Origin of the sequence: Streptomyces mutabilis (assembly GCF_046628145.1) — a bacterium.
Lineage (GTDB): Bacteria > Actinomycetota > Actinomycetes > Streptomycetales > Streptomycetaceae > Streptomyces > Streptomyces mutabilis.
This window is the reverse complement of the sequence record NZ_CP176874.1, coordinates 4,883,043-4,905,129: the sequence shown is the minus strand read 5'-3', so window position 1 is coordinate 4,905,129 and position 22,087 is coordinate 4,883,043. Positions and strand designations below refer to the sequence as shown.

Sequence of the window (22,087 nt, the reverse complement as noted above, 5' to 3'; positions counted from 1 at the left end):
CAGCAGCCCGGCACGGGACGGGCCCGGCACACGACGGGCCCGGCACACAGCGGGCCCGGCACACAGCGGGCCCGGCACACAGCGTCTGCCGCAGGACGCCCTGGTCAGGGAGCCCTAGGACTCCCCGCCGTCCCCCCGCCGCGTGAGCAGCCACGGCTCGACCACGCCGAGGCCGCGCACCGGCCGCTGCCACATCGGCTGGAGCGCGAAGCGGTACGCCGGCGGCTCCTCGCCCTCCTTCTCGGCCGTGGCGGCCTCCTCGGCCGCCGCCGCCTCCGAGGCGGGGGCGTCCCGGGTCCGGACCAGCTCCTCGGCGAGGGCGGAGTCGACGAGGACGGCGTCGCGGGGGGCTATCGACGTGAGCCGCGAAGCGAGGTTGACGGTCGTGCCGAAGACGTCGCCCATCCGGGTGGTCACCGTGCCGAAGGCTATGCCGACGCGCAGTTCCGGCATGGTCTCGTCGTTCGCCATCGTCTCGACGAGGAGCAGCGCGATCTCGGCGGCGGTGCCGGCGTCGTCGGCGGCGTAGAGCACCTCGTCGCCGAGGGTCTTGATCAGGCGCCCGCCGCGCGCGGCGACCAGGTCGGCGGCGGTGGTCTCGAAGGCCTCGACCAGCTCGCCGAGCTCCTCCTCCTCCATCCGGCGGGTCAGCCGCGTGAAGCCGACCAGGTCCGCGAAGCCGACCGCGAGCCGCCGGTCGACCATCTCCTCGTCGTCCCCGGCCTGGACGACCCGGCCGGCCGACGCGGCGAGCTGGCGCCGCCAGACGTAGACCAGGAACTCCTGCAGCTCGGGCAGGAGCAGCTCGACGATCGGGTACGTCACCTCGGTGCGTGTCATCCCGGGCTCGGGCGGCTCGGTCAGTCCCTCCAGGAAGGAGTCGATCTGCCACTCCGCCAACCGGGCGGTGGTCTGCCCGGTGGACCGCGCCACCTGCACCGCCATCGCCTCGCTGAGCAGCCCCGCCTCCACCAGGCCGGCGAGCCGCCGCAGGGCGAGGACGTCCGCCTCGGTGAGCGCCCTGGCCTGGCCTATGTCGGCGAAGCCCATGGCACGCCAGAAACGGGAGGCCAGCTCCATGGAGACGCCCGCGCTGCGGGCGGCCTGGAAGGGGGTGTAGCGGCGCTCGGCGCCCAGGATGAGCCCTTCCAGGCGCAGTGCGAGCGGGTCCTCGCCGGAGTCGGCGGAGTCCGGGCCGGGCTCGGGGTCCACCCGGCCGTCCCCGTCCGCGCCGGAGCCCGTGTCGTCGACGGTCACGCCTGCTGCCCTTCCGATCTGCCGCGGTCAGGTTCGACCGGCCCCAACTTTACGTCAGGTGTGCCCCAGCTCACTCCCGCTCGGCCCGCGCACCGCGCCCGCCCGGGGCCGCCCTCACGCCAACCGCAAGTGCACGATGTCCCCCGCTCCCACCGGCTCCTGCACGCCCGCCGCCGTGGCCAGCACCAGCCGCCCGTCCCCGTCCACGGCGACCGCCTCACCCACCAGCGACCGGTCGCCCGGGAGCTCCGCCCGCACCATCCGCCCGAGCGTCGCGCACCCGGCGGCGTAGGTCTCCTGGAGCCCGCTGACCTCCGGGTCGCCCTCGGCCTCCCGCCACCGCCCGTACCAGTCCTCCAGGGAGCGCAGCACGCCCCGCAGCAGCGGGTCCCGGTCGGTGTTCGCGGCTCCGGCCAGCGCCAGCGAACCGGCGCGGGGGACCGGCAGCTCGTCCGCCCGGAGGCTGACGTTGATGCCGACGCCGATGACGACCCCGTCGTCGCCGGCCCGCTCGGCGAGGATGCCGCCCGCCTTGCGCTCCTCGTCGCCGACGGTGACGAGGAGGTCGTTGGGCCACTTCAGGGCCGTGTCCACACCCGCGACGCGGGACAGCCCGGTCGCCACCGCGACACCGGTGAGCAGCGGCAGCCAGCCCCAGCGCTGCACGGGCACCTCGGCGGGCCGCAGCAGTACGGAGAAGAAGAGACCGGAGCGCGGCGGCGCCGACCACTGCCGGTCCAGCCGCCCCCGCGCGGCGGTCTGCTCCTCGGCGACCAGCACGGAACCCTCGTCCGCCTCGCCCGCGGCGGCACGGGCCACGAGGTCGGTGTTGGTGGACCCCGTGCGCTGCACCACGTCCACCCGCCGCCACAGCCCGCCCTCCCGCACGAGCCCTCGGCGCAGGGCCGTGGTGGCGAGGGGCGGCCGGCTCAGGTCGGACCACGGGTTGTTGCTGGAGGAGCCAGAGGCATCTGGGGGCGTCATGCAACCCACCCTAGGTGTGGGAAACACCGCACTGCCGATCGGAAGACCCCCTACTACTCTACGAACGAGTAACCGTCCCCCCTTTTGAGCAGGCAGGGAGCCGCATCCCGATGTCCGAGCCGGAAGAGCAGCAGCCCGACATCCACACGACCGCGGGCAAGCTCGCGGACCTGAGGCGCCGTATCGAGGAAGCGACGCACGCCGGTTCGGAACGCGCCGTGGAAAAGCAGCACGCCAAGGGCAAGCTGACGGCCCGTGAGCGCATCGACCTCCTCCTCGACGAGGGCTCCTTCGTCGAGCTGGACGAGTTCGCCCGGCACCGCTCCACCAACTTCGGCCTGGACGCCAACCGCCCCTACGGCGACGGCGTCGTGACCGGCTACGGCACCGTGGACGGCCGCCCGGTCGCCGTCTTCTCCCAGGACTTCACCGTCTTCGGCGGCGCGCTGGGCGAGGTCTACGGCCAGAAGATCGTCAAGGTGATGGACTTCGCGCTGAAGACCGGCTGCCCGGTCATCGGGATCAACGACTCCGGCGGCGCCCGCATCCAGGAGGGCGTGGCCTCCCTGGGGGCGTACGGCGAGATCTTCCGCCGCAACACCCACGCCTCCGGCGTGATCCCGCAGATCAGCCTGGTCGTCGGCCCGTGCGCGGGCGGCGCGGTCTACTCGCCCGCGATCACCGACTTCACGGTGATGGTCGATCAGACCAGCCACATGTTCATCACCGGCCCCGACGTCATCAAGACGGTCACCGGCGAGGACGTCGGCTTCGAGGAGCTGGGCGGCGCCCGCACCCACAACTCCACGTCGGGCGTGGCCCACCACATGGCCGGCGACGAGAAGGACGCCATCGAGTACGTCAAGCAGCTGCTGTCGTACCTGCCGTCCAACAACCTCTCCGAGCCCCCGGCCTTCCCGGAGGAGGCGGACCTCGAGGTCACGGACGAGGACCGCGAGCTGGACACGATCGTCCCCGACTCGGCGAACCAGCCGTACGACATGCACGCCGTCATCGAGCACGTCCTCGACGACGCCGAGTTCTTCGAGACGCAGCCGCTGTTCGCGCCGAACATCGTCACCGGTTTCGGCCGGGTCGAGGGCCGCCCGGTCGGCATCGTCGCCAACCAGCCGATGCAGTTCGCCGGGTGCCTGGACATCACCGCCTCCGAGAAGGCGGCCCGCTTCGTGCGCACCTGCGACGCCTTCAACGTGCCCGTGCTGACCTTCGTGGACGTCCCCGGCTTCCTGCCGGGCGTGGACCAGGAGCACGACGGCATCATCCGCCGCGGCGCCAAGCTGATCTTCGCCTACGCCGAGGCCACCGTCCCGCTCATCACGGTCATCACCCGCAAGGCCTTCGGCGGCGCCTACGACGTCATGGGCTCCAAGCACCTGGGCGCCGACCTCAACCTGGCCTGGCCCACCGCCCAGATCGCCGTCATGGGCGCCCAGGGCGCGGTCAACATCCTGCACCGCCGCACCATCGCCGACGCGGGTGACGACGCCGAGGCCACCCGCGCCCGTCTGATCCAGGAGTACGAGGACGCCCTCCTCAACCCCTACGTCGCGGCCGAGCGCGGCTACGTCGACGCGGTGATCATGCCGTCCGACACCCGCCGCCACATCGTCCGCGGCCTGCGTCAGCTGCGCACCAAGCGGGAATCCCTTCCTCCGAAGAAGCACGGCAACATCCCCCTGTAAGGAGCCGTTGTGATCAAGGTCGTACGGGGCAACCCCACTCCGGAGGAGCTGGCCGCCGCCCTGGCGGTGGTCCGCGCCCGCGCCGCGACGGCGGCCGCCGAGCCGTCCGGCGCCGAGGGCCCGCGCGACGCGTGGTCCGACCCGTCCCGCATCGCGGCGGCCCGCCTGCCCCACCCGGGCCCGGCGTCATGGGGCCGCACTTACTGGCCGAGCTGAGGCGGACGCCCTCAGGGGCGCGGGAACCGCGCACGGAGGGACAACGGGGGCGCCCATTTGAGTACCGCTACTCAGGCGCCCCCTGCCGCTGAAGCCCCACGCTGGAGGCATGCTGTGGTCCGACCCCGAGAACGAGCCGCCCGAAGAGCTGCGCGACATGCAGCACATGCTGCGGCGGCTGAGCGTCCTCCTGGCCACGGCCATGCTGCTGGCGATGATCGTGATCGGCCTGAGATGAGCCGCCCCCGCACCGGTGGCTAACCTGACCGCATGACCGCTCAGCGCCGCAGGCGACTCGTCCTCGCCTCCCAGTCCCCGGCCCGGCTCGGCCTGCTCCGTCAGGCCGGCCTCGTCCCCGAAGTACTCGTCAGCGGCGTCGACGAGGACGCCGTCACCGCGCCCACGCCGGCCGAGCTGGCCCTGGCCCTCGCCGAGGCGAAGGCCTCCGTCGTGGCCGCCAAGCCCGAGGTCCACGGCGCCCTGGTGATCGGCTGCGACTCGGTGCTCGACCTCGACGGGCAGGCCCTCGGCAAGCCGGCGGACGCCGAGGAGGCCACCGCCCGCTGGAAGGCGATGCGCGGCCGGGCGGGCACGCTCCAGACCGGCCACTGCGTCTGGGACACCGCCTCCGGCCGCCACGTCTCGGCCACCGCCTCCACCGTCGTCCGCTTCGGCGAGCCGACCGACGAGGAGATCGCCGCCTACGTGGCCTCCGGCGAGCCGCTGTACGTCGCCGGGGCCTTCACCCTGGACGGCCGCTCGGCCCCCTTCATCGACGGCATCGAGGGCGACCACGGGAACGTGATCGGCCTCAGCCTGCCCCTGCTCCGGCGTCTGCTGGCCGAGCTCGGGGTCGGCATCACGGAGTTGTGGGCGCCGGCGGAGGGCTGACCGGGGAACCGTCGCCGGGCGTGCCGTCGTCGGGCCGGACGGCGGCGGCCTCCTCACGGGCGTCGTAGGTCATCAGCAGGAGCACGATGAGGCCGAGGACGAGGACCATGGCCAGGAAGGCGTGCCAGCCGACCAGGCCCCAGGAGAACGCGCCGAGCAGCCCGTGCACCACGGCCGCGCTGATCAGCAGGATCCGGCCGAGGCCCGCGGGCGCCCGGTCGCGCACCGCCACCAGCAGGGCGACCAGCCCGCACAGCGCGAAGTAGAGCCCGAAGACAACTCCGCCGATCTTCGAGGACACGGACATCATGTCCGGGTCGAGACCGGCCAGGGACATGTCCTGCCGGTCGACGACGACCGCGAGGAACCAGTTGAGCGCCGCGACACCGACCGCCTCCGCGAAGAGTACGACCGCCACGGTCCACGCCACCGGCCTGCGCACTGTCACCGGTCCCCACCCACTTTCGACCGCTGCCGCACACGGCAGCTGTTACCCCAAGTACGTTCGAGACATCCAGAACGCTACTCACGGGTAAACCTGGGGACAAGGGGTCTGCGACAGGCAAAGAATCATTGGGCCATTCGTAGGGACTCCACAAAGAAACGGAGTGGCCCGCAGCACCCTCTTACAGAGACCTTGCCCACACCGTGGGGCTAGGGTTTCCCCGAGGAGTCCTGCGTATCGCGGTACGACAAGGACTTTCGCGGGTCGAGCGGGCCTCGAATCACGCTCCGTGTGGGCAAGCTCACCATTGGGGACGGGTCGAAGTGCCGTGTCGGCAGTCCCTAAACTCGGCTTGTTTCAAGGAGGGAGCCTCAATCGTGCGCAAGGTGCTCATCGCCAACCGTGGCGAAATCGCTGTCCGCGTGGCCCGGGCCTGCCGGGACGCCGGGATCGCGAGCGTGGCCGTCTACGCGGACCCGGACCGGGACGCTCTGCATGTCCGCGTCGCTGATGAGGCGTTCGCCCTGGGTGGTGACACCCCCGCCGCCAGCTACCTGGACATCTCCAAGGTCCTCAAGGCCGCGCGGGAGTCGGGCGCGGACGCCATCCACCCCGGCTACGGCTTCCTCTCGGAGAACGCCGAGTTCGCGCAGGCGGTGCTGGACGCGGGTCTGATCTGGATCGGCCCGCCGCCGCAGGCCATCCGTGACCTGGGTGACAAGGTCGCGGCCAGGCACATCGCCCAGCGGGCCGGTGCCCCGCTGGTCGCCGGCACCCCGGACCCGGTCTCGGGTTCGGAGGAGGTCGTGGCGTTCGCGAAGGAACACGGCCTGCCGATCGCGATCAAGGCGGCCTTCGGCGGCGGCGGACGCGGCCTGAAGGTCGCCCGCACCCTCGAAGAGGTCCCCGAGCTGTACGACTCCGCCGTGCGCGAGGCGGTGGCCGCGTTCGGCCGCGGGGAGTGCTTCGTCGAGCGCTACCTGGACAAGCCCCGGCACGTGGAGACGCAGTGCCTGGCCGACCAGCACGGCAACGTGGTCGTCGTCTCCACCCGTGACTGCTCGCTCCAGCGCCGCCACCAGAAGCTGGTGGAGGAGGCCCCGGCGCCGTTCCTGTCCCAGGAGCAGTTGGCCGAGCTGTACGCGTCGTCGAAGGCGATCCTGAAGGAGGCCGGCTACGTCGGCGCCGGCACCGTGGAGTTCCTGGTCGGCGCGGACGGCACGATCTCCTTCCTGGAGGTCAACACCCGCCTCCAGGTCGAGCACCCGGTCACCGAGGAGGTCGCCGGCATCGACCTGGTGCGGGAGATGTTCCGCATCGCCGACGGCGAGAAGCTCGGCTACGACGACCCAGTGCTGCGCGGCCACTCCTTCGAGTTCCGCATCAACGGCGAGGACCCGGGCCGCAACTTCCTCCCGGCCCCCGGCACGGTGACCACGTTCGCCCCGCCGACCGGTCCCGGTGTCCGCCTGGACGCCGGCGTCGAGTCCGGCAGCGTCATCGGTCCGGCCTGGGACTCCCTGCTCGCCAAGCTCATCGTCACCGGCCGCACCCGCAAGGAGGCCCTCCAGCGCGCCGCCCGCGCCCTGGAGGAGTTCACCGTGGAGGGCATGGCCACCGCCATCCCCTTCCACCGCGCGGTCGTCACCGACCCGGCCTTCGCGCCCGAGCTGACCGGCTCCAGCGACCCGTTCACGGTCCACACCCGCTGGATCGAGACGGAGTTCGTCAACGAGATCAAGCCCTTCACCGCCCCCGCCGACGCGGAGACGGACGAGGACGCGGGCCGCGAGACCGTGGTCGTCGAGGTCGGCGGCAAGCGCCTGGAGGTCTCCCTCCCGTCCTCGCTCGGCATGTCCCTGGCCCGCACCGGCCTGGCGGCCGGCGCCAAGCCCAAGCGCCGCGCGGCGAAGAAGTCCGGCCCCGCGGCCTCCGGCGACACCCTCGCCTCGCCGATGCAGGGCACCATCGTCAAGATCGCCGTGGAAGAGGGCCAGGAGGTCCAGGAGGGCGACCTGATCGTCGTCCTGGAGGCCATGAAGATGGAACAGCCCATCAACGCCCACAAGGCCGGCACCATCAAGGGCCTGGGCGCCGAGGTCGGCGCTTCCGTCACCTCGGGTGCCGCGATCTGCGAGATCAAGGACTGATCACCCGCACCACACGATGACGGGGCGCCCGGCGGACACCGACCACTCGGTCCGCCGGGCGCCCCGTCATCGCTGCCGGGGAGGCGGCGAACCGTCGGCGGCTCAGCGTCGGCGCAGATCCGCGACGCGCGCCCGTTCCGCACCGGCGTTCTGATCGCTCAGGGCCGCGGCCGACCGCAACCCCGCGGCGGCACCCGGGACCTGACGGCGTGGCCCCGGAAGCGGCACGTCCCGACGCTGCTGACGCGCCGGGACGGATTCACCCCCGGAGGGCCCCGAGGCCCCCGTCGCACCTCCGGACGCCCCCGCCACGGCGATCTGCACGCCCTGGTCCGCCAGGGCCTGGAGCTCGGTGGCGCAGCGGTCGTCGTGGGCGGGCGGTTCGTCCGTGACCAGGCGGGTGATCACGTCCGTCGGCACGGTCTGGAACATGGTGTCCGTGCCCAGCTTGGAGTGGTCGGCGAGTACCACCACCTCGGCGGCCGCCTGCACCAGTGCGCGGTCGACGGACGCCGACAGCATGTTGGACGTGGACAGCCCCCGCTCCGCCGTCAGCCCGCTCCCGGACAGGAAGGCCTTGGACACCCGCAGCCCTTGGAGGGACTGCTCGGCGCCCGATCCGACCAGGGCGTAGTTGGACCCCCGGAGCGTGCCTCCGGTCATCACGACCTCGACCCGGTTGGCGTGGGCGAGGGCCTGGGCGACCAGCAGCGAGTTGGTGACGACGGTCAGCCCGGGCACCCGCGCGAGCCGGCGCGCCAGCTCCTGCGTCGTGGTCCCCGCCCCCACCACGATGGCCTCGCCCTCTTCGACGAAGCCCGCGGCGAGGTCGGCGATGGCCGTCTTCTCGGCGGTCGCGAGATGTGACTTCTGCGGAAAGCCGGATTCCCGCGTGAACCCGCCCGGCAATACCGCACCGCCGTGCCGGCGGTCGAGGAGTCCTTCTGCCTCCAGTGCGCGCACGTCCCGCCGTACGGTCACTTCGGAGGTCTGGACGACGCGGGCGAGCTCACGGAGCGACACGGCCCCGTTCGCTCGCACCATTTCGAGGATCAATTGGCGACGTTCTGCAGCGAACACGAAACTGACAGTAACCCCAACGACCGTCTGCTTTCAGCAGTATGCGCCGAATAACAGAAGTTGTTCGCACAGCAGAGGCGGAAGTGGTATACGCGCCTACCCCGGCCGCCTATGCCGCCCGCAAGGGCCACAACTCCCCGTGACCGGCGGGGATTCGGTTCACGCCGCGACGGCGGACGCTAGCCTTCCCCGCCGGCCTTGCGCGTGTGCAGCTGCCGTGCCACCTCCGCGATCGACCCCGAAAGGGACGGGTACACGGTGAAGGCGTTCGCGATCTGTTCGACCGTCAGGTTGTTGTCGACCGCGATCGAGATGGGATGGATGAGCTCGGAGGCGCGCGGCGCCACGACCACACCGCCCACGACGATCTCGGTACCGGGCCGGCAGAAGATCTTGACGAAGCCGTCCCGGATGCCCTGCATCTTGGCGCGCGGGTTGCGCAGCAGCGGCAGCTTCACCACGCGGGCGTCGATCTTGCCGGCGTCGACGTCGGCCTGCGAGTAACCGACGGTGGCGATCTCGGGGTCGGTGAAGACGTTGGCGGAGACGGTCTTCAGGTTCAGCGGCGTGACCGCGTCCCCGAGGAAGTGGTACATCGCGATCCGCCCCTGCATGGCGGCCACCGAGGCGAGGGCGAAGACGCCGGTGACGTCACCGGCGGCGTACACGCCGGGGGCCGAGGTCCGCGACACCCGGTCGGTGCGGATGTGCCCGGAGTCCTTGAGCTTGACCCCGGCCTCCTCCAGCCCCATCCCCTCGGTGTTGGGGATGGCGCCGACGGCCATCAGGCAGTGCGACCCGGTGATGACCCGCCCGTCGGCGAGCGTCACCTCCACCCGGTCGCCCACCCGCTTGGCGGACTGGGCCCGGGACCGCGACATGACGTTCATCCCGCGCCGCCGGAACACGTCCTCCAGCACGGCGGCGGCGTCGGGGTCCTCCCCGGGCAGCACCCGGTCCCGCGACGACACGAGCGTGACCCGCGAGCCGAGCGCCTGGTAGGCACCGGCGAACTCGGCGCCGGTCACACCGGACCCGACCACGATCAGCTCTTCCGGCAGCTCGTCCAGGTCGTAGACCTGGGTCCAGTTCAGGATGCGCTCACCGTCGGGCCGCGCGTCCGGCAGCTCGCGGGGGTGACCGCCGGTCGCGATCAGCACCGCGTCCGCGGTGAGCGTCTCCTCGCTCCCGTCGGCGGCCCGCACCACGACCTTCCGCGAGCCGTCGAGGGCCTGCATGCCCTCCAGCCGCCCACGCCCGCGCATCACCCGCGCACCGGCGCGCGTCACGGAGGCGGTGATGTCGTGCGACTGAGCGAGCGCGAGCCGCTTCACACGCCGGTTGACCTTGCCCAGATCGACTCCGACCACCCGGGCTGCCTGCTCCATGGGCGGGGTGTCGTCGGCGACGATGATCCCCAGCTCCTCGTAGGACGAGTCGAAGGTGGTCATCACCTCAGCCGTGGCGATGAGGGTCTTGGACGGCACGCAGTCGGTCAGCACCGACGCCCCGCCCAGACCGTCGCAGTCGACGACGGTCACCTCCGCGCCGAGCTGAGCGGCCACCAGCGCCGCTTCGTATCCGCCGGGTCCGCCACCAATGATCACGATCCGAGTCACGTACTCCATTGTCCCGCACCCTTCAACGTGGGGCCGCCCGGGGGCGCCGTCGTTACAGGAACGGCGCGTACCCTCTCCCCATGTCGCTCTACGCCGCGTACGCCGGCAACCTCGACGCGCGGTTGATGACCCGCCGCGCCCCGCACTCGCCGCTGCGCGCGACCGGCTGGCTGAACGGGTGGCGGCTGACCTTCGGGGGCGAGCACATGGGCTGGGAGGGCGCGCTGGCGACCCTCGTGGAGGACCCGATCTCCCAGGTCTTCGTCTCCCTCTACGACATCGCCCCGATGGACGAGGACTCCCTCGACCGCTGGGAGGGCGTGGGCCTGGACATCTACCGCCGCACCCGCGTGCGCGTACACACCCTGGACGGCGAGGAGAAGGCGTGGACGTACGTCCTGAACGCCTACGAGGGCGGCCTGCCCTCCGCCCGCTACCTGGGCGAGGTGGCGGACGCCGCCGAATCGGCCGGCGCGCCCCACGACTACGTCATGGAACTCCGCAAGCGCCCCTGCTGAACGCCCTCTCGTCGAAATCAACAAACCAACAATCCGAATCCCGTGACCTCCATCATCTACGCGCGTAGGCGTAAACCGGCTACCCTCTTCGGCGTGAACGCATCTCTTCTTCCGGACGACATCCAGGGCGACCCCTACGCCGCCGCCGACGCCGCCGCGGCCCGCCTGCGCGAACTCACCGGCGCCGAGACCCACGACGTCGCCCTCGTGATGGGCTCCGGCTGGGCACCGGCCGTGGACGCCCTGGGCGCCCCCGAGACCGAGTTCCAGGTCACCGACCTGCCGGGCTTCCCCGAGCCCGCGGTGCAGGGGCACGGCGGCAAGATCCGCTCGTACGCCCTCGGCGACAAGCGCGCGCTGGTCTTCCTGGGCCGCACCCACTACTACGAGGGCCACGGCGTGGCCGCCGTCTCCCACGGCGTCCGCACGGCGGTCGCCGCCGGCGCCAAGACGGTGGTCCTGACCAACGGCTGCGGCGGCCTGCGCGAGGGCATGCGCCCCGGCCAGCCGGTCCTGATCAGCGACCACATCAACCTCACCGCCACCTCCCCCATCGTCGGCGCGAACTTCGTCGACCTCACCGACCTGTACTCCCCGCGCCTGCGGGCCCTGTGCAAGGAGGTCGACCCCACGCTGGAGGAGGGCGTCTACGCCCAGTTCCCCGGCCCGCACTACGAGACGCCGGCCGAGATCCGCATGGCCCGCGTGATCGGGGCCGACCTGGTGGGCATGTCGACGGTCCTGGAGGCGATCGCGGCCCGCGAGGCCGGTGCGGAGGTGCTGGGCATCTCGCTGGTGACCAACCTCGCGGCGGGCATGACGGGGGAGCCCCTGAACCACGAGGAGGTCCTCCAGGCGGGCCGCGACTCCGCCGCGCGGATGGGGGCACTGCTGACGCAGGTGCTGGGGCGCCTGTAACCGGGGCTTCTCCGCCCCGGCGTCTCCCTGCGCACCCGGCGTGGGCGGGGGTGGGTGTCGCGGCTCGGCGCTGCGGGGTGCCGCTGCGCCCACCCTCCCCACTCTCGGCTTCGCTCGAGTGGGGGACCCCCATCGCCCCAGCGGCACGACTGCCCGCAGCTACGTGAGACGGCGGCACCCGCGTGGACGGAAAGCCGCGTACGGCGGGAAGGGGACGTGTCGGGGGGTGTCCGCCCGCAGCGGTTGGCGCGTCCGCGCCGTTCACCCCCGTAGCCGACCGATTCCGCGCCGTTCCGAGGACGGACACCCCCCGGCGCGGCCCCGACCCACCGCACAACCGAACGCGCTACCCGCACCCCCACCGAACCCGCACAGGCCGCCGCAGGCACCCCGCGCCCCCACCGAACCCGCAGCGGCGCCACAGGCACCCCAGACACCCACCCGCACAGGCCGCCGCAGGCACCCCCGCCCACCGCCGGAGGCACCCCGCACAGGCCGCCGCAGGCACCCGCCCCACCCCCACCACAGACACACGAGAGGCTGACCGACGTGCACGACGACGACCTCCTCGCACGGGCCAAGGCATGGCTGGCCGAGGACCCCGACGCGGACACCCGCGCCGAACTCGCCACGCTCATCGACACCGAGGACCACGCGGAGCTCACCGCGCGCTTCTCCGGCACCCTCCAGTTCGGCACCGCCGGCCTGCGCGGCGAACTCGGTGCCGGCCCCCTGCGCATGAACCGCGCCGTCGTCATCCGCGCCGCCGCCGGCCTCGCCGCGTACCTCAAGAAGCAGGGTCACGACAACGGCCTGGTCGTCATCGGCTACGACGCCCGCCACAAGTCGGAGGACTTCGCCCGCGACACCGCCGCCGTCATGACCGGCGCCGGACTCCGCGCCGCCGTGCTCCCCCGCCCGCTCCCCACCCCGGTCCTCGCGTTCGCCATCCGCCACCTCGGCGCCGTCGCCGGCGTGGAGGTCACTGCCAGCCACAACCCGCCCCGCGACAACGGCTACAAGGTGTACCTCGGCGACGGCTCCCAGATCGTGCCCCCGGCCGACGCCGACATCGCCGCCGAGATCGACGCCGTACGCTCCCTGAACGACGTGCCCCGCCCCACCACCGGCTGGCAGACCCTCGGCGACGACGTCCTCGACGCCTACCTCGCCCGCACGGACGCCGTCCTCGCCCCCGACTCCCCCCGCACCGCCCGCACCGTCTACACGGCGATGCACGGCGTCGGCAAGGACACCCTCCTCGCCGCCTTCGCCCGGGCCGGCTTCCCCACCCCCGCCCTCGTCACCGAGCAGGCCGACCCCGACCCGGACTTCCCGACCGTCGCCTTCCCCAACCCGGAAGAGCCCGGCGCGATGGACCTCGCCTTCGCGAAGGCCCGCGAGACGACCCCGGCCCCCGACCTGGTCATCGCCAACGACCCCGACGCCGACCGCCTCGCCGTCGCCGTCCCCACCCCCGGAGGGACCGGCACCGACTGGCGCATGCTCCGCGGCGACGAGGTCGGCGCCCTCCTCGCCGCCCACCTGGTCACCCGCGGAGCGCACGGCACGTTCGCCGAGTCGATCGTCTCCTCCTCCCTCCTCGGCCGCATCGCCGAGAAGGCGCACCTCCCCTACGAGGAGACCCTCACCGGCTTCAAGTGGATCGCCCGCGTCGACGGCATCCGCTACGGCTACGAGGAAGCCCTCGGCTACTGCGTCGACCCGGAGGGCGTCCGCGACAAGGACGGCATCACCGCGGCCCTCCTGATCACGGAGCTGGCGTCCACCCTCAAGGAGGAGGGCCGCACCCTCCTCGACCTCCTCGACGACATCGCGGTCGAGCACGGCCTGCACGCCACCGACCAGCTCTCGGTCCGCGTCGAGGACCTCTCCCTGATCGCCGCCGCGATGCACCGCCTGCGCGAACAGCCCCCGACCCGCCTCGCCGGCCTGCCCGTCACGAACGCGGAGGACCTCACCCGGGGCACGGACACGCTCCCGCCCACGGACGGTCTGCGCTACACGCTCGACGGCGCCCGCGTGATCGTCCGCCCGAGCGGTACGGAGCCGAAGCTGAAGTGCTACCTGGAGGTGGTCGTCCCGGTCACGGCGCACGCCGACCTCCCTCAGGCCCGCGCAACGGCGCAGGACCTGCTGGCGGCCCTCAAGCGGGACCTGTCGGCAACGGCGGGCATCTGACCGCACGCCCCCGCCGGCCTCACCCGATCCCGATGGGGTGCCCCCACCCGGAGGCACCCCATCGGGTGATATCCCGCAGCTCATTGACGGACCCTCCCGCTACCCGGCCACCCCCCGGGCAACGGTGGAGCGGAAGAACCGCACCGCCAAGAGCCAGGGAGCAGCCGCCGTGTCCTCGACCGCGCCCAAGACCACCGCCGGCGGACACATCCCCGGCACCCGGCGCCCCCGGACTCCCGTCGCACCCGCCCCGCCCCCGAACCCGCAGGCCCGCGCCCGGCACCTCCTGCGCGCCGCCCTCGAGGCCGTACGGCATGCCGCCCCCGCCCTCGCCGCCTATCTCGCCGTACGCCTGACGGGTCTCGCGGTGCTCGCCTTCTGGGCGCCCCGCCGCCACCAGGACCTGTGGGTCAACCTGGCCGCGCAGTGGGACTCCGACTGGTACCTGGGCATCGCCGAACACGGCTACACCGACGAACTCGGCGCCACCCCGAACACCAACAACCTGGCGTTCTTCCCGCTCTACCCGGTCCTGGTGAAGGCGGTCGCGGTCCTCACCCCGGGCTCCCGCGCCTCCACGGGCCTCGGCCTGGCCGTCGTCGCCTCACTGGTCGCGGCGTGGGGGATCTTCGCGGTGGGCGACCGCCTGCACGGCCGCCGCGTCGGTGTCCTGCTGACCACGCTGTGGGCGGCGTTCCCGGTCGGCGCGGTGCAGTGGATGGGCTACACGGAGTCGCTGTTCACGGCGTGCGCGGCCTGGTCGCTGTACGCGGTGCTCACGGGCCGCTGGCTGTGGGCGGCCGGCTGCGCCGCGCTGGCGGGCCTGACCCGCCCGACCGGCATCGCGGTGGCCCTCGCGGTCACCGTGACGGCGCTGCTGCACCTCGCCCGGCACCGCACCCTGGCCCCGCGCGTCGTCGCGGCCGCGGCCCTCGCCCCGCTCGGCTGGTGCGCGTACCTCGCCTGGGTGGGGCTGCGGCTGGGCCGCTGGGACGGCTACTTCGCCGTGCAGCGGCTCTGGTACAACGAGCTGGACGGCGGCCTGCGCACCCTGCACCAGTTCCGGTGGCTGCTGTGGCGCGACCCCGCCCCGCAGCTGTTCCTGGTGGTGGTGACGCTCACGCTGATCGGGGCGGTGGTGCTGTTCGGCCTGTCGGCGTGGGACCGCCAGCCGGCCGCGCTGCTGGTCTACACGGGCGTGATGCTCGTGATCGTGCTGGGCAGCGGAGGCGTCTACTTCCCGCGCGCCCGCTTCCTGCTCCCGGCCTTCCCGCTGCTCCTGCCGCTGGCCCTGCACCTGTCCCGCGCCTCGCGGCGCCACCGTGCGCTGGTGCTGACGGCCGCGGTGCTGGGCTCGACGTACTGCGGGGCGTACATGCTCCTGGTCTGGTCGGCGGCCCCTTGACGCCCCCGCCGCGGTCGCCCCGGGTGCGGGACCGCCACCCGGACCGGGACCACCCCGCACCCGTCCCCGTGGCCGTCACCCGATGGCCAGCAGCACCGCCAGCAGCACCGCCCCGGCCACCACCGGCGCGAAGATCTCGTAGGCCCACCGCACCGTCACCTCGCCCTGCGAGGTCTTGGCCGGCTTCCGCGCCTCCAGCAGGTCGCGCAGTTCGTCCATGATCTTGTCGGCCTCGGCGCGCACCGGTCCGTCCGCCCCGGCAGCGGCCTCCGCGCCGCCGATGTCGGTCTGCGCCCCGGACTGTCCGAAGCCGCCGAGCGCGCGCCCACGCCCCCGGCCCGCCCCGGCGGTCCGCCGCGCCTCCTGCCGTGCGGCCTTCTTGCGGCCGCGCAGCGAGACGGGGATGGACCACAGCTGGTACTTGTCGCCGCCCTCGGTGACGACCTCGTTGGAGTAGGCCGACCGGAACGAGGCGACCTGCCCCCAGGGCACCACGACCACGCGGAAGGGGTTGCGCACGCGCAGCCGGTCGTCGTTGGCGAAGACGGCGGGCCGCACGGTGTAGGCGAGGACCAGCGGTACGAGGAACAGCAGCGCCGCGAGCGCCAGCCAGGGCGTGCGCCCCTCCCCGGCGACCACGGCGTCGATACCGAGCCAGAGGGCGAGGGCGAGCAGCAGGACGCCACCGGCGATGCCGGCGGGCGAGCGGTAGACCCGGTCCTTGGACACGGGTACCGGCGGCTGCGGCGACGGTGACTGGGGCTCCGGGGTCGTCATGCTGCCGATTGTGCCCGACGCCCCGGACGGCGCTCATGGGCGGTGCCGGTCGACACCCGCGGACCGGCGCACACCCCCGCACCCCCGCCGCGCACAACGGTGCCGCCCCCCCCCTGAACAACCGCACGGGGCTGTACAGCCGCTACGCGCGTAGATATGCTCGCCTGGTGACCATGCCCACCACTGCATCCGCTGCACCCGCACACGGACTCGCCGACGTCACCGCGTCCGACAGCACGCTGCGCCGCTTCCTCCACGGGCTGCCCGGCGTCGACGCGGTCGGCCTGGAGGCGCGCGCCGCCTCGCTCGGCACCCGTTCGATCAAGACCACCGCGAAGGCGTACGCCCTCGACCTCGCCATCTCGATGGTCGACCTGACGACGCTGGAAGGCGCGGACACCCCGGGCAAGGTCCGGGCGCTCGGCGTGAAGGCGGTCCGCCCCGACCCGACCGACCGCACCGCCCCGGCCACGGCAGCCGTCTGCGTCTACCCCGACATGGTGCCCGCCGCCAAGGAGGCCGTCGCCGGTTCGGACGTCAAGGTCGCCTCGGTGGCCACCGCGTTCCCGGCGGGCCGCGCCTCGATGGCCGTCAAGCTGGCCGACGTGCGCGAGGCCGTGGCGGCGGGCGCCGACGAGGTCGACATGGTCATCGACCGCGGCGCGTTCCTCGCGGGGAACTACATGAAGGTGTACGACGAGATCACCGCCGTACGCGAGGCCTGCGGCACGTCCGCCCGCCTGAAGGTCATCTTCGAGACCGGCGAGCTGTCGACGTACGACAACATCCGCCGCGCGAGCTGGCTCGGCATGCTGGCCGGGGCCGACTTCATCAAGACCTCCACCGGCAAGGTCGCGGTCAACGCCACGCCCGCCAACACCCTCCTGATGCTGGAGGCGGTCCGCGACTTCCGCGCGCAGACCGGCGTCCAGGTCGGCGTGAAGCCGGCCGGCGGCATCCGCACCGCCAAGGACGCGATCAAGTTCCTGGTCCTGGTCAACGAGACCGCGGGCGAGGACTGGCTGGACAACCACTGGTTCCGCTTCGGCGCCTCCTCGCTGCTGAACGACCTGCTGATGCAGCGCCAGAAGCTGGCCACCGGCCGCTACTCCGGTCCCGACTACGTGACGGTGGACTGATCACCATGGCACCTGTTTTCGAGTACGCACCGGCGCCCGAGTCCCGCGCGGTCGTCGACATCGCCGCGTCCTACGGCCTGTTCATCGACGGCGAGTTCACCGAGGCCGCCGACGGCAAGGTCTTCAAGACCGTCTCCCCCTCCACGGAGGAGGTCCTCGCCGAGGTCGCCGAGGCCGGCGAGGCGGACGTCGACCGCGCGGTGAAGGCCGCGCGCAAGGCCTTCGAGAAGTGGTCGGCGCTCCCCGGCTCCGAGCGCGCGAAGTACCTCTTCCGCATCGCCCGGATCATCCAGGAGCGCAGCCGCGAGCTGGCCGTCCTGGAGACCCTGGACAACGGCAAGCCGATCAAGGAGACCCGCGACGCGGACCTCCCCCTGGTCGCCGCGCACTTCTTCTACTACGCGGGCTGGGCCGACAAGCTCGACCACGCCGGCTTCGGCGCGAACCCGCGCCCGCTCGGCGTCGCCGGCCAGGTCATCCCGTGGAACTTCCCGCTCCTGATGCTGGCGTGGAAGATCGCCCCGGCGCTCGCGACGGGCAACACGGTGGTGCTGAAGCCCGCCGAGACGACCCCCCTCTCCGCCCTGTTCTTCGCGGACATCTGCCGTCAGGCGGGCCTGCCCAAGGGCGTCGTCAACATCGTCACCGGCGACGGCCGCACCGGCGCCGCGCTGATCGCCCACCCCGACGTGAACAAGGTCGCCTTCACCGGCTCCACGGCCGTCGGCAAGGAGATCGCGCGCACGGTCGCGGGCACCCGCAAGAAGCTGACGCTCGAACTGGGCGGCAAGGGCGCCAACATCGTCTTCGACGACGCCCCGATCGACCAGGCCGTCGAGGGCATCGTCAACGGCATCTTCTTCAACCAGGGCCAGGTCTGCTGCGCGGGCTCCCGCCTCCTGGTCCAGGAGTCGATCCACGACGAGCTGCTGGACTCCCTCAAGCGCAGGCTCTCCACCCTGCGCCTCGGCGACCCGCTGGACAAGAACACCGACATCGGCGCGATCAACTCCGCCGAGCAGCTGGCCCGGATCACCGCGCTCGCCGACCAGGGCGAGGCGGAGGGCGCCGAGCGCTGGTCCCCGGCCTGCGAACTCCCGGAGAACGGCTACTGGTTCGCCCCGACGCTCTTCACGAACGTCACCCAGGCGCACACGGTCGCCCGCGACGAGATCTTCGGCCCGGTGCTGTCCGTCCTGACCTTCCGCACGCCGGACGAGGCGGTCGCCAAGGCCAACAACACGCCGTACGGCCTGTCGGCGGGCATCTGGACGGAGAAGGGCTCGCGCATCCTGGCGGTCGCGAACAAGCTGCGCGCGGGCGTGATCTGGTCCAACACGTTCAACAAGTTCGACCCGACCTCGCCGTTCGGCGGTTACAAGGAGTCGGGCTTCGGCCGCGAGGGCGGCCGCCACGGCCTGGAGGCGTACCTCGATGTCTGACCGACTCAGTGTCTTCAAGACCTACAAGCTGTACGTGGGCGGGAAGTTCCCGCGTTCCGAGAGCGGCCGGGTGTACGAGGTGACCGACGCAAAGGGCAAGTGGCTGGCGAACGCCCCGCTCTCCTCCCGCAAGGACGCCCGTGACGCGGTGGTCGCCGCGCGCAAGGCGTTCGGCGCGTGGTCGGGCGCGACGGCGTACAACCGCGGCCAGATCCTGTACCGGATCGCGGAGATGCTGGAGGGCCGGCGCGACCAGTACGTCGCGGAGGTCGCCGACGCCGAGGGCCTGTCGAAGTCGAAGGCGGCGGCGCAGGTCGACGCCGCGATCGACCGCTGGGTCTGGTACGCGGGCTGGACCGACAAGATCGCCCAGGTGGTCGGCGGCGGCAACCCGGTCGCGGGGCCGTTCTTCAACCTCTCCTCCCCCGAGCCGACCGGTGTCGTCGCCGTCCTCGCCCCGCAGGAGTCGTCGCTGCTGGGCCTGGTCTCGGTCGTCGCCCCGGTCATCGCGACCGGCAACACGGCGGTCGTGGTCGCGTCGGAGAAGTCGCCCCTGCCCGCCCTCTCCCTGGGCGAGGTCCTGGCCACCTCCGACCTTCCCGGCGGCGTGGTCAACGTCCTGTCCGGCCGCACGGCGGAGATCGCCGCCCCGCTCGCCGCGCACCAGGACGTCAACGCGATCGACCTCACCGGCGCCGACGAGACGCTGGCGAAGGAGCTGGAGATCGCGGCGGCGGACAACCTCAAGCGCGTCCTGCGTCCACAGCCTGTGGGCGACGCGGACTGGTCGGCGACGCCGGGTATCGACCGCATGACGGCGTTCCTGGAGACGAAGACGGTCTGGCACCCGACGGGCGCGCTGGGCGCGTCCGGCTCCTCCTACTGAGGCGCCGCGGGACACGCACCGCCCCACGGGACGAGCCGCGCCCTCCCTCCGTCCGGGGAAGGCGCGGCTCTCGGCGTTCGGAGGCGGGACGGTCAGCGCAACAGCTCCGTCGCCTGTCCCACCACCGGCACGGAGCCGACCGACCGCGCCTGCGCCACCGGCCCGGTCAGGGCCGTGGAGGTCAGCGGCTGGAAGTCGGCGACCTTGGTGCCCACGCCGTTGTCGAGAGGGTCGACGCCGGTGCCGGCCAGGGGGTTGGGCTTGAGATCGGCGGCCGGCCCGGTGACGTGGCCGACCGTGCCGGTCAGGGCCCGGAGGCCGGCCTGCGGGTCGATGTCACCCAGCGAGGCGGGCAGGGTGGGCGCCGGGCCGGCGACCGTCTCGCCGCTGTCCGCGGAGGCCGTCGCGGCGCCTGCCGCCAGGGCCGCCCCGGCGGTCGCGAGGGCGATCAGGGCGCGCTGGGCGTGCGGGGTGCGGGGGTACGCGTGTCGGGCCATCGCTGCTGCCACCTCTTGGTGTGGGGTGCTCGGACTACCGTGGTAACAGCGCGGAAGGTGAACAGGTCACCGCGCAGCGTCATCGCGGTGTGACGCGCACTGCAAAGTCGTCCCGCCGGGTCGTACGGCGGCCGTTCGATGCCTCAGACTGGTGTCCCGTGACCTCCCATCCGCCCATACCGACGCGAGTCGTGCTGCTCTGCGGCCCTTCCGGCTCCGGCAAGTCCCTCCTCGCCGCCCACTCCGGTCTTCCGGTGCTGCGGCTCGACGACTTCTACAAAGAGGGCACCGACCCGACGCTGCCGTTGACGCCGCAGAGCTCCGACATCGACTGGGACCACCCGGGCTCGTGGGACGCGGACGCCGCCGTCGCCGCGATCACGGAGCTGTGCCGGGCGGGCCGTGCACAGGTGCCCGTCTACGACATCTCGCGCAGCGCCCGCACCGGCGAGGAGACGGTCGACATCGGGCGGACCCCGCTGTTCCTCGCGGAGGGGATCTTCGCCGCCGAACTCGTGGCGCGCTGCCGGGAACTGGGCGTCCTGGCCGACGCGCTGTGTCTGAGCCGCGGTCCGGTGACGACCTTCCGCCGCCGTCTCGTGCGGGATCTGCGGGAGAACCGCAAGTCGGTGCCGTTCCTGCTGCGCCGCGGCTGGCGGCTGATGCGGCAGGAGCGGTCCGTCATCGCACGGCAGACGGCCCTGGGCGCGTACGCCTGCGACCGGGACGAGGCGATGGGCCGGCTGGCGGCCGCGGCGGCGGGGCGGTGCGCCACGGTGCGTACGGCGGCGTGAAGCGGCCTGCCGCGCACCCCGGACACGCGAGAGCGGGACTGGACGGACCCCCCGGCCCTCCAGTCCCGCTCTCTTCCTGCTCCCCCGTGTCCCCCGTTCCCCCCGTGCTGTTCCCCCGTGTCCCCCCGTTGTTCCCCCGTGGTGCTTCCCCGTGAGTAAGAGCCCGGTCCCCTCCCCCTGATACACCCCGGCTCGAACTTTTTTCACGGGTTCCGGCGGAGGTCCCCCCGGACCTCCCGACCTTCAGGCGACGAGTTCGCCGAAGGCGTCCTCCCGGTCACGGCCGAAGCTGAGGACCTCGTCCTCGCGCAGCCGGCGGAGCGACCGCCAGATGCTGGACTTCACCGTGCCGACACTGATGCCGAGGATGTCCGCGATCTCCGGGTCCGTGCGGCCCTCGTAGTAGCGCAGGACCAGCATGGTGCGCTGGAGTTCGGGCAGCCGGGCCAGCGCCTGCCACAGGACGGTGCGCAGCTCGGTGCCGCGCATCGCGTCCGTGTCGCCGGGCGTCTCCGGCAGTTCCTCGGTCGGGTACTCGTTGAGCTTGCGGCGCCGCCAGGCGCTGATGTGCAGGTTGGTCATGGTGCGGCGGAGGTATCCGCCGACCGCCGCCTTGTCACTGATCCGGTCCCACGCCCGGTACGTCGAGAACAGCGCGCTCTGCAGCAGGTCCTCGGCCTCGAAGCGGTCGCCGGTGAGGTGGTAGGCGGTGGCGTACAGGGAGGCGCGGCGCTCCTGGACGTAGGCGGTGAACTCCGCCTCCGACAGCGAGCGGCGCTCCCCCTCTGCCTCCCCGTACGCCGTTCCCCCGTGCGGTCCCCCCTGGGTTCCCCCCTTGGCGGCGTCCACCACCGTCATGTAGGTGGTGTGCTGCCGCCCGGTGCCGCGAGCGCACCCCCGCCCGCTCACGGCACCGGACTTCTCTGCGGACCGGTGTGTGTGCACGTCGTGCAGACGCGTGACCACTGCGCTGGTGCTGGTGCCGTGCAGCGTGTTCATCTCGCGCCCCCCGTCGTGGACTTCCGGTGTTCGACTTCGGTACTGCGTCTTGCGTCCTGCTGTGTTGCCTGTGCCGAAAAGCTTGCCGGGGCGACTTCATGGCCGTGTCCGCCGACTGTCACAGACCTGTCACAGGGCTCCGTCACGGGTGCGGCACGGTTCCTT

General features: G+C 72.5%; 21 protein-coding genes. 13 read left to right on the top strand and 8 right to left on the bottom strand.

Going from position 1 to position 22,087, the window contains the following annotated elements; all coding sequences use genetic code 11:
* Nucleotides 1-114: 114 nt before the first annotated feature.
* Nucleotides 115-1,257 carry an adenylate/guanylate cyclase domain-containing protein gene (locus ACLIN4_RS22240; protein WP_107480385.1) on the bottom strand — a complete coding sequence of 381 codons (1,143 nt, stop codon included), beginning with the start codon at nt 1,255-1,257 and terminating at the stop codon, nt 115-117.
* 114 nt (nt 1,258-1,371) lie between these two features.
* The gene (locus ACLIN4_RS22235) at nt 1,372-2,241 is read right to left on the bottom strand and encodes a biotin--[acetyl-CoA-carboxylase] ligase (protein ID WP_107480386.1); all 870 of its coding nucleotides are present in this window, start codon (nt 2,239-2,241) and stop codon (nt 1,372-1,374) included.
* Between the two features lie 110 nt (nt 2,242-2,351).
* Here ACLIN4_RS22235 and ACLIN4_RS22230 point away from each other — a divergent pair, with 110 nt between their 5' ends.
* From ACLIN4_RS22230 to ACLIN4_RS22215, 4 genes are all read left to right on the top strand, one after another.
* A complete protein-coding gene (locus tag ACLIN4_RS22230; RefSeq protein WP_107480387.1) occupies nt 2,352-3,944 on the top strand; it encodes an acyl-CoA carboxylase subunit beta in 1,593 nt (530 codons plus the stop codon).
* Nucleotides 3,945-3,953: 9 nt separating this feature from the next.
* Nucleotides 3,954-4,160 (top strand): acyl-CoA carboxylase epsilon subunit, encoded by a 207-nt coding sequence (locus tag ACLIN4_RS22225; protein WP_269955342.1) that lies wholly within the window; start codon nt 3,954-3,956, stop codon nt 4,158-4,160.
* 109 nt (nt 4,161-4,269) lie between these two features.
* Nucleotides 4,270-4,398: a morphogenic membrane protein MmpB gene (gene mmpB / locus ACLIN4_RS22220; protein ID WP_100045997.1), complete on the top strand. Its 129-nt coding sequence runs from the start codon at nt 4,270-4,272 to the stop codon at nt 4,396-4,398.
* A gap of 32 nt (nt 4,399-4,430) precedes the next feature.
* Complete coding sequence (locus tag ACLIN4_RS22215) at nt 4,431-5,051, top strand: nucleoside triphosphate pyrophosphatase (protein WP_100045998.1); 621 nt, start codon at nt 4,431-4,433, stop codon at nt 5,049-5,051.
* On the opposite strand, the gene ACLIN4_RS22210 is transcribed toward ACLIN4_RS22215, so the two are convergent.
* A complete protein-coding gene (locus ACLIN4_RS22210; RefSeq protein ID WP_107480478.1) occupies nt 5,020-5,499 on the bottom strand; it encodes a hypothetical protein in 480 nt (159 codons plus the stop codon). The genes ACLIN4_RS22215 and ACLIN4_RS22210 overlap by 32 nt on opposite strands.
* A gap of 374 nt (nt 5,500-5,873) precedes the next feature.
* On the opposite strand from ACLIN4_RS22210, the gene ACLIN4_RS22205 reads away from it, so the two are divergent.
* The gene (locus ACLIN4_RS22205; RefSeq protein WP_100046000.1) at nt 5,874-7,646 is read left to right on the top strand and encodes an acetyl/propionyl/methylcrotonyl-CoA carboxylase subunit alpha; all 1,773 of its coding nucleotides are present in this window, start codon (nt 5,874-5,876) and stop codon (nt 7,644-7,646) included.
* A 102-nt stretch (nt 7,647-7,748) separates the two neighbouring features.
* Here the strand turns inward: ACLIN4_RS22205 and ACLIN4_RS22200 are convergent, their stop codons facing one another.
* Nucleotides 7,749-8,726 (bottom strand): DeoR/GlpR family DNA-binding transcription regulator, encoded by a 978-nt coding sequence (locus ACLIN4_RS22200; RefSeq protein ID WP_289904433.1) that lies wholly within the window; start codon nt 8,724-8,726, stop codon nt 7,749-7,751.
* A 179-nt stretch (nt 8,727-8,905) separates the two neighbouring features.
* A complete protein-coding gene (locus ACLIN4_RS22195; protein ID WP_179342813.1) occupies nt 8,906-10,354 on the bottom strand; it encodes an NAD(P)H-quinone dehydrogenase in 1,449 nt (482 codons plus the stop codon).
* A gap of 71 nt (nt 10,355-10,425) precedes the next feature.
* Here ACLIN4_RS22195 and ACLIN4_RS22190 point away from each other — a divergent pair, with 71 nt between their 5' ends.
* The 4 genes from ACLIN4_RS22190 to ACLIN4_RS22175 all read left to right on the top strand — a co-directional run bounded on the left by ACLIN4_RS22190 (nt 10,426) and on the right by ACLIN4_RS22175 (nt 15,388).
* Entirely contained in the window at nt 10,426-10,863 is a 438-nt protein-coding gene (locus tag ACLIN4_RS22190; RefSeq protein ID WP_100046002.1) for a gamma-glutamylcyclotransferase, read from the top strand.
* Nucleotides 10,864-10,956: 93 nt separating this feature from the next.
* On the top strand, nt 10,957-11,781 hold the full coding sequence (locus ACLIN4_RS22185; RefSeq protein WP_381911743.1) for a purine-nucleoside phosphorylase: 825 nt from the start codon (nt 10,957-10,959) through the stop codon (nt 11,779-11,781).
* Nucleotides 11,782-12,321: 540 nt separating this feature from the next.
* Nucleotides 12,322-13,983 (top strand): phospho-sugar mutase, encoded by a 1,662-nt coding sequence (locus ACLIN4_RS22180; protein ID WP_411576772.1) that lies wholly within the window; start codon nt 12,322-12,324, stop codon nt 13,981-13,983.
* 169 nt (nt 13,984-14,152) lie between these two features.
* Complete coding sequence (locus ACLIN4_RS22175) at nt 14,153-15,388, top strand: hypothetical protein (protein WP_411576144.1); 1,236 nt, start codon at nt 14,153-14,155, stop codon at nt 15,386-15,388.
* A gap of 75 nt (nt 15,389-15,463) precedes the next feature.
* On the opposite strand, the gene ACLIN4_RS22170 is transcribed toward ACLIN4_RS22175, so the two are convergent.
* Nucleotides 15,464-16,165, bottom strand: a complete 702-nt coding sequence (locus tag ACLIN4_RS22170) for a PH domain-containing protein (protein WP_107480252.1) — start codon at nt 16,163-16,165, stop codon at nt 15,464-15,466.
* Between the two features lie 173 nt (nt 16,166-16,338).
* Between ACLIN4_RS22170 and deoC the strand changes: the two genes are divergently transcribed.
* The 3 genes from deoC to ACLIN4_RS22155 are packed head-to-tail and all read left to right on the top strand — an operon-like array spanning nt 16,339 to nt 19,632.
* Nucleotides 16,339-17,304 (top strand): deoxyribose-phosphate aldolase, encoded by a 966-nt coding sequence (gene deoC / locus ACLIN4_RS22165; protein WP_411576143.1) that lies wholly within the window; start codon nt 16,339-16,341, stop codon nt 17,302-17,304.
* Between the two features lie 5 nt (nt 17,305-17,309).
* A complete protein-coding gene (locus tag ACLIN4_RS22160; RefSeq protein WP_107480251.1) occupies nt 17,310-18,746 on the top strand; it encodes an aldehyde dehydrogenase family protein in 1,437 nt (478 codons plus the stop codon).
* Nucleotides 18,739-19,632 carry an aldehyde dehydrogenase family protein gene (locus ACLIN4_RS22155; RefSeq protein ID WP_107480250.1) on the top strand — a complete coding sequence of 298 codons (894 nt, stop codon included), beginning with the start codon at nt 18,739-18,741 and terminating at the stop codon, nt 19,630-19,632. The genes ACLIN4_RS22160 and ACLIN4_RS22155 overlap by 8 nt, the downstream gene beginning before the upstream one ends.
* Before the next feature lie 92 nt (nt 19,633-19,724).
* Here the strand turns inward: ACLIN4_RS22155 and ACLIN4_RS22150 are convergent, their stop codons facing one another.
* Nucleotides 19,725-20,129 carry a hypothetical protein gene (locus ACLIN4_RS22150; RefSeq protein ID WP_107480249.1) on the bottom strand — a complete coding sequence of 135 codons (405 nt, stop codon included), beginning with the start codon at nt 20,127-20,129 and terminating at the stop codon, nt 19,725-19,727.
* Nucleotides 20,130-20,320: 191 nt separating this feature from the next.
* Here ACLIN4_RS22150 and ACLIN4_RS22145 point away from each other — a divergent pair, with 191 nt between their 5' ends.
* Entirely contained in the window at nt 20,321-20,923 is a 603-nt protein-coding gene (locus tag ACLIN4_RS22145; RefSeq protein ID WP_411576771.1) for a uridine kinase family protein, read from the top strand.
* A 243-nt stretch (nt 20,924-21,166) separates the two neighbouring features.
* Here the strand turns inward: ACLIN4_RS22145 and ACLIN4_RS22140 are convergent, their stop codons facing one another.
* Complete coding sequence (locus ACLIN4_RS22140; RefSeq protein WP_100046688.1) at nt 21,167-21,922, bottom strand: SigE family RNA polymerase sigma factor; 756 nt, start codon at nt 21,920-21,922, stop codon at nt 21,167-21,169.
* Between the last annotated feature and the right edge of the window lie 165 nt (nt 21,923-22,087).

What these genes read in the sequence shown, in the direction of transcription:
- ACLIN4_RS22235 (WP_107480386.1), bottom strand. Translation starts at nt 2,241, where the DNA reads ATGACGCCCCCAGATGCCTCTGGCTCCTCCAGCAACAACCCGTGGTCC.
- ACLIN4_RS22230 (WP_107480387.1), top strand. Translation starts at nt 2,352, where the DNA reads ATGTCCGAGCCGGAAGAGCAGCAGCCCGACATCCACACGACCGCGGGC.
- mmpB (WP_100045997.1), top strand. Translation starts at nt 4,270, where the DNA reads ATGCTGTGGTCCGACCCCGAGAACGAGCCGCCCGAAGAGCTGCGCGAC.
- ACLIN4_RS22215 (WP_100045998.1), top strand. Translation starts at nt 4,431, where the DNA reads ATGACCGCTCAGCGCCGCAGGCGACTCGTCCTCGCCTCCCAGTCCCCG.
- ACLIN4_RS22195 (WP_179342813.1), bottom strand. Translation starts at nt 10,354, where the DNA reads ATGGAGTACGTGACTCGGATCGTGATCATTGGTGGCGGACCCGGCGGA.
- ACLIN4_RS22190 (WP_100046002.1), top strand. Translation starts at nt 10,426, where the DNA reads ATGTCGCTCTACGCCGCGTACGCCGGCAACCTCGACGCGCGGTTGATG.
- ACLIN4_RS22170 (WP_107480252.1), bottom strand. Translation starts at nt 16,165, where the DNA reads ATGACGACCCCGGAGCCCCAGTCACCGTCGCCGCAGCCGCCGGTACCC.
- deoC (WP_411576143.1), top strand. Translation starts at nt 16,339, where the DNA reads ATGCCCACCACTGCATCCGCTGCACCCGCACACGGACTCGCCGACGTC.
- ACLIN4_RS22160 (WP_107480251.1), top strand. Translation starts at nt 17,310, where the DNA reads ATGGCACCTGTTTTCGAGTACGCACCGGCGCCCGAGTCCCGCGCGGTC.
- ACLIN4_RS22155 (WP_107480250.1), top strand. Translation starts at nt 18,739, where the DNA reads ATGTCTGACCGACTCAGTGTCTTCAAGACCTACAAGCTGTACGTGGGC.
- ACLIN4_RS22150 (WP_107480249.1), bottom strand. Translation starts at nt 20,129, where the DNA reads ATGGCCCGACACGCGTACCCCCGCACCCCGCACGCCCAGCGCGCCCTG.
- ACLIN4_RS22140 (WP_100046688.1), bottom strand. Translation starts at nt 21,922, where the DNA reads ATGAACACGCTGCACGGCACCAGCACCAGCGCAGTGGTCACGCGTCTG.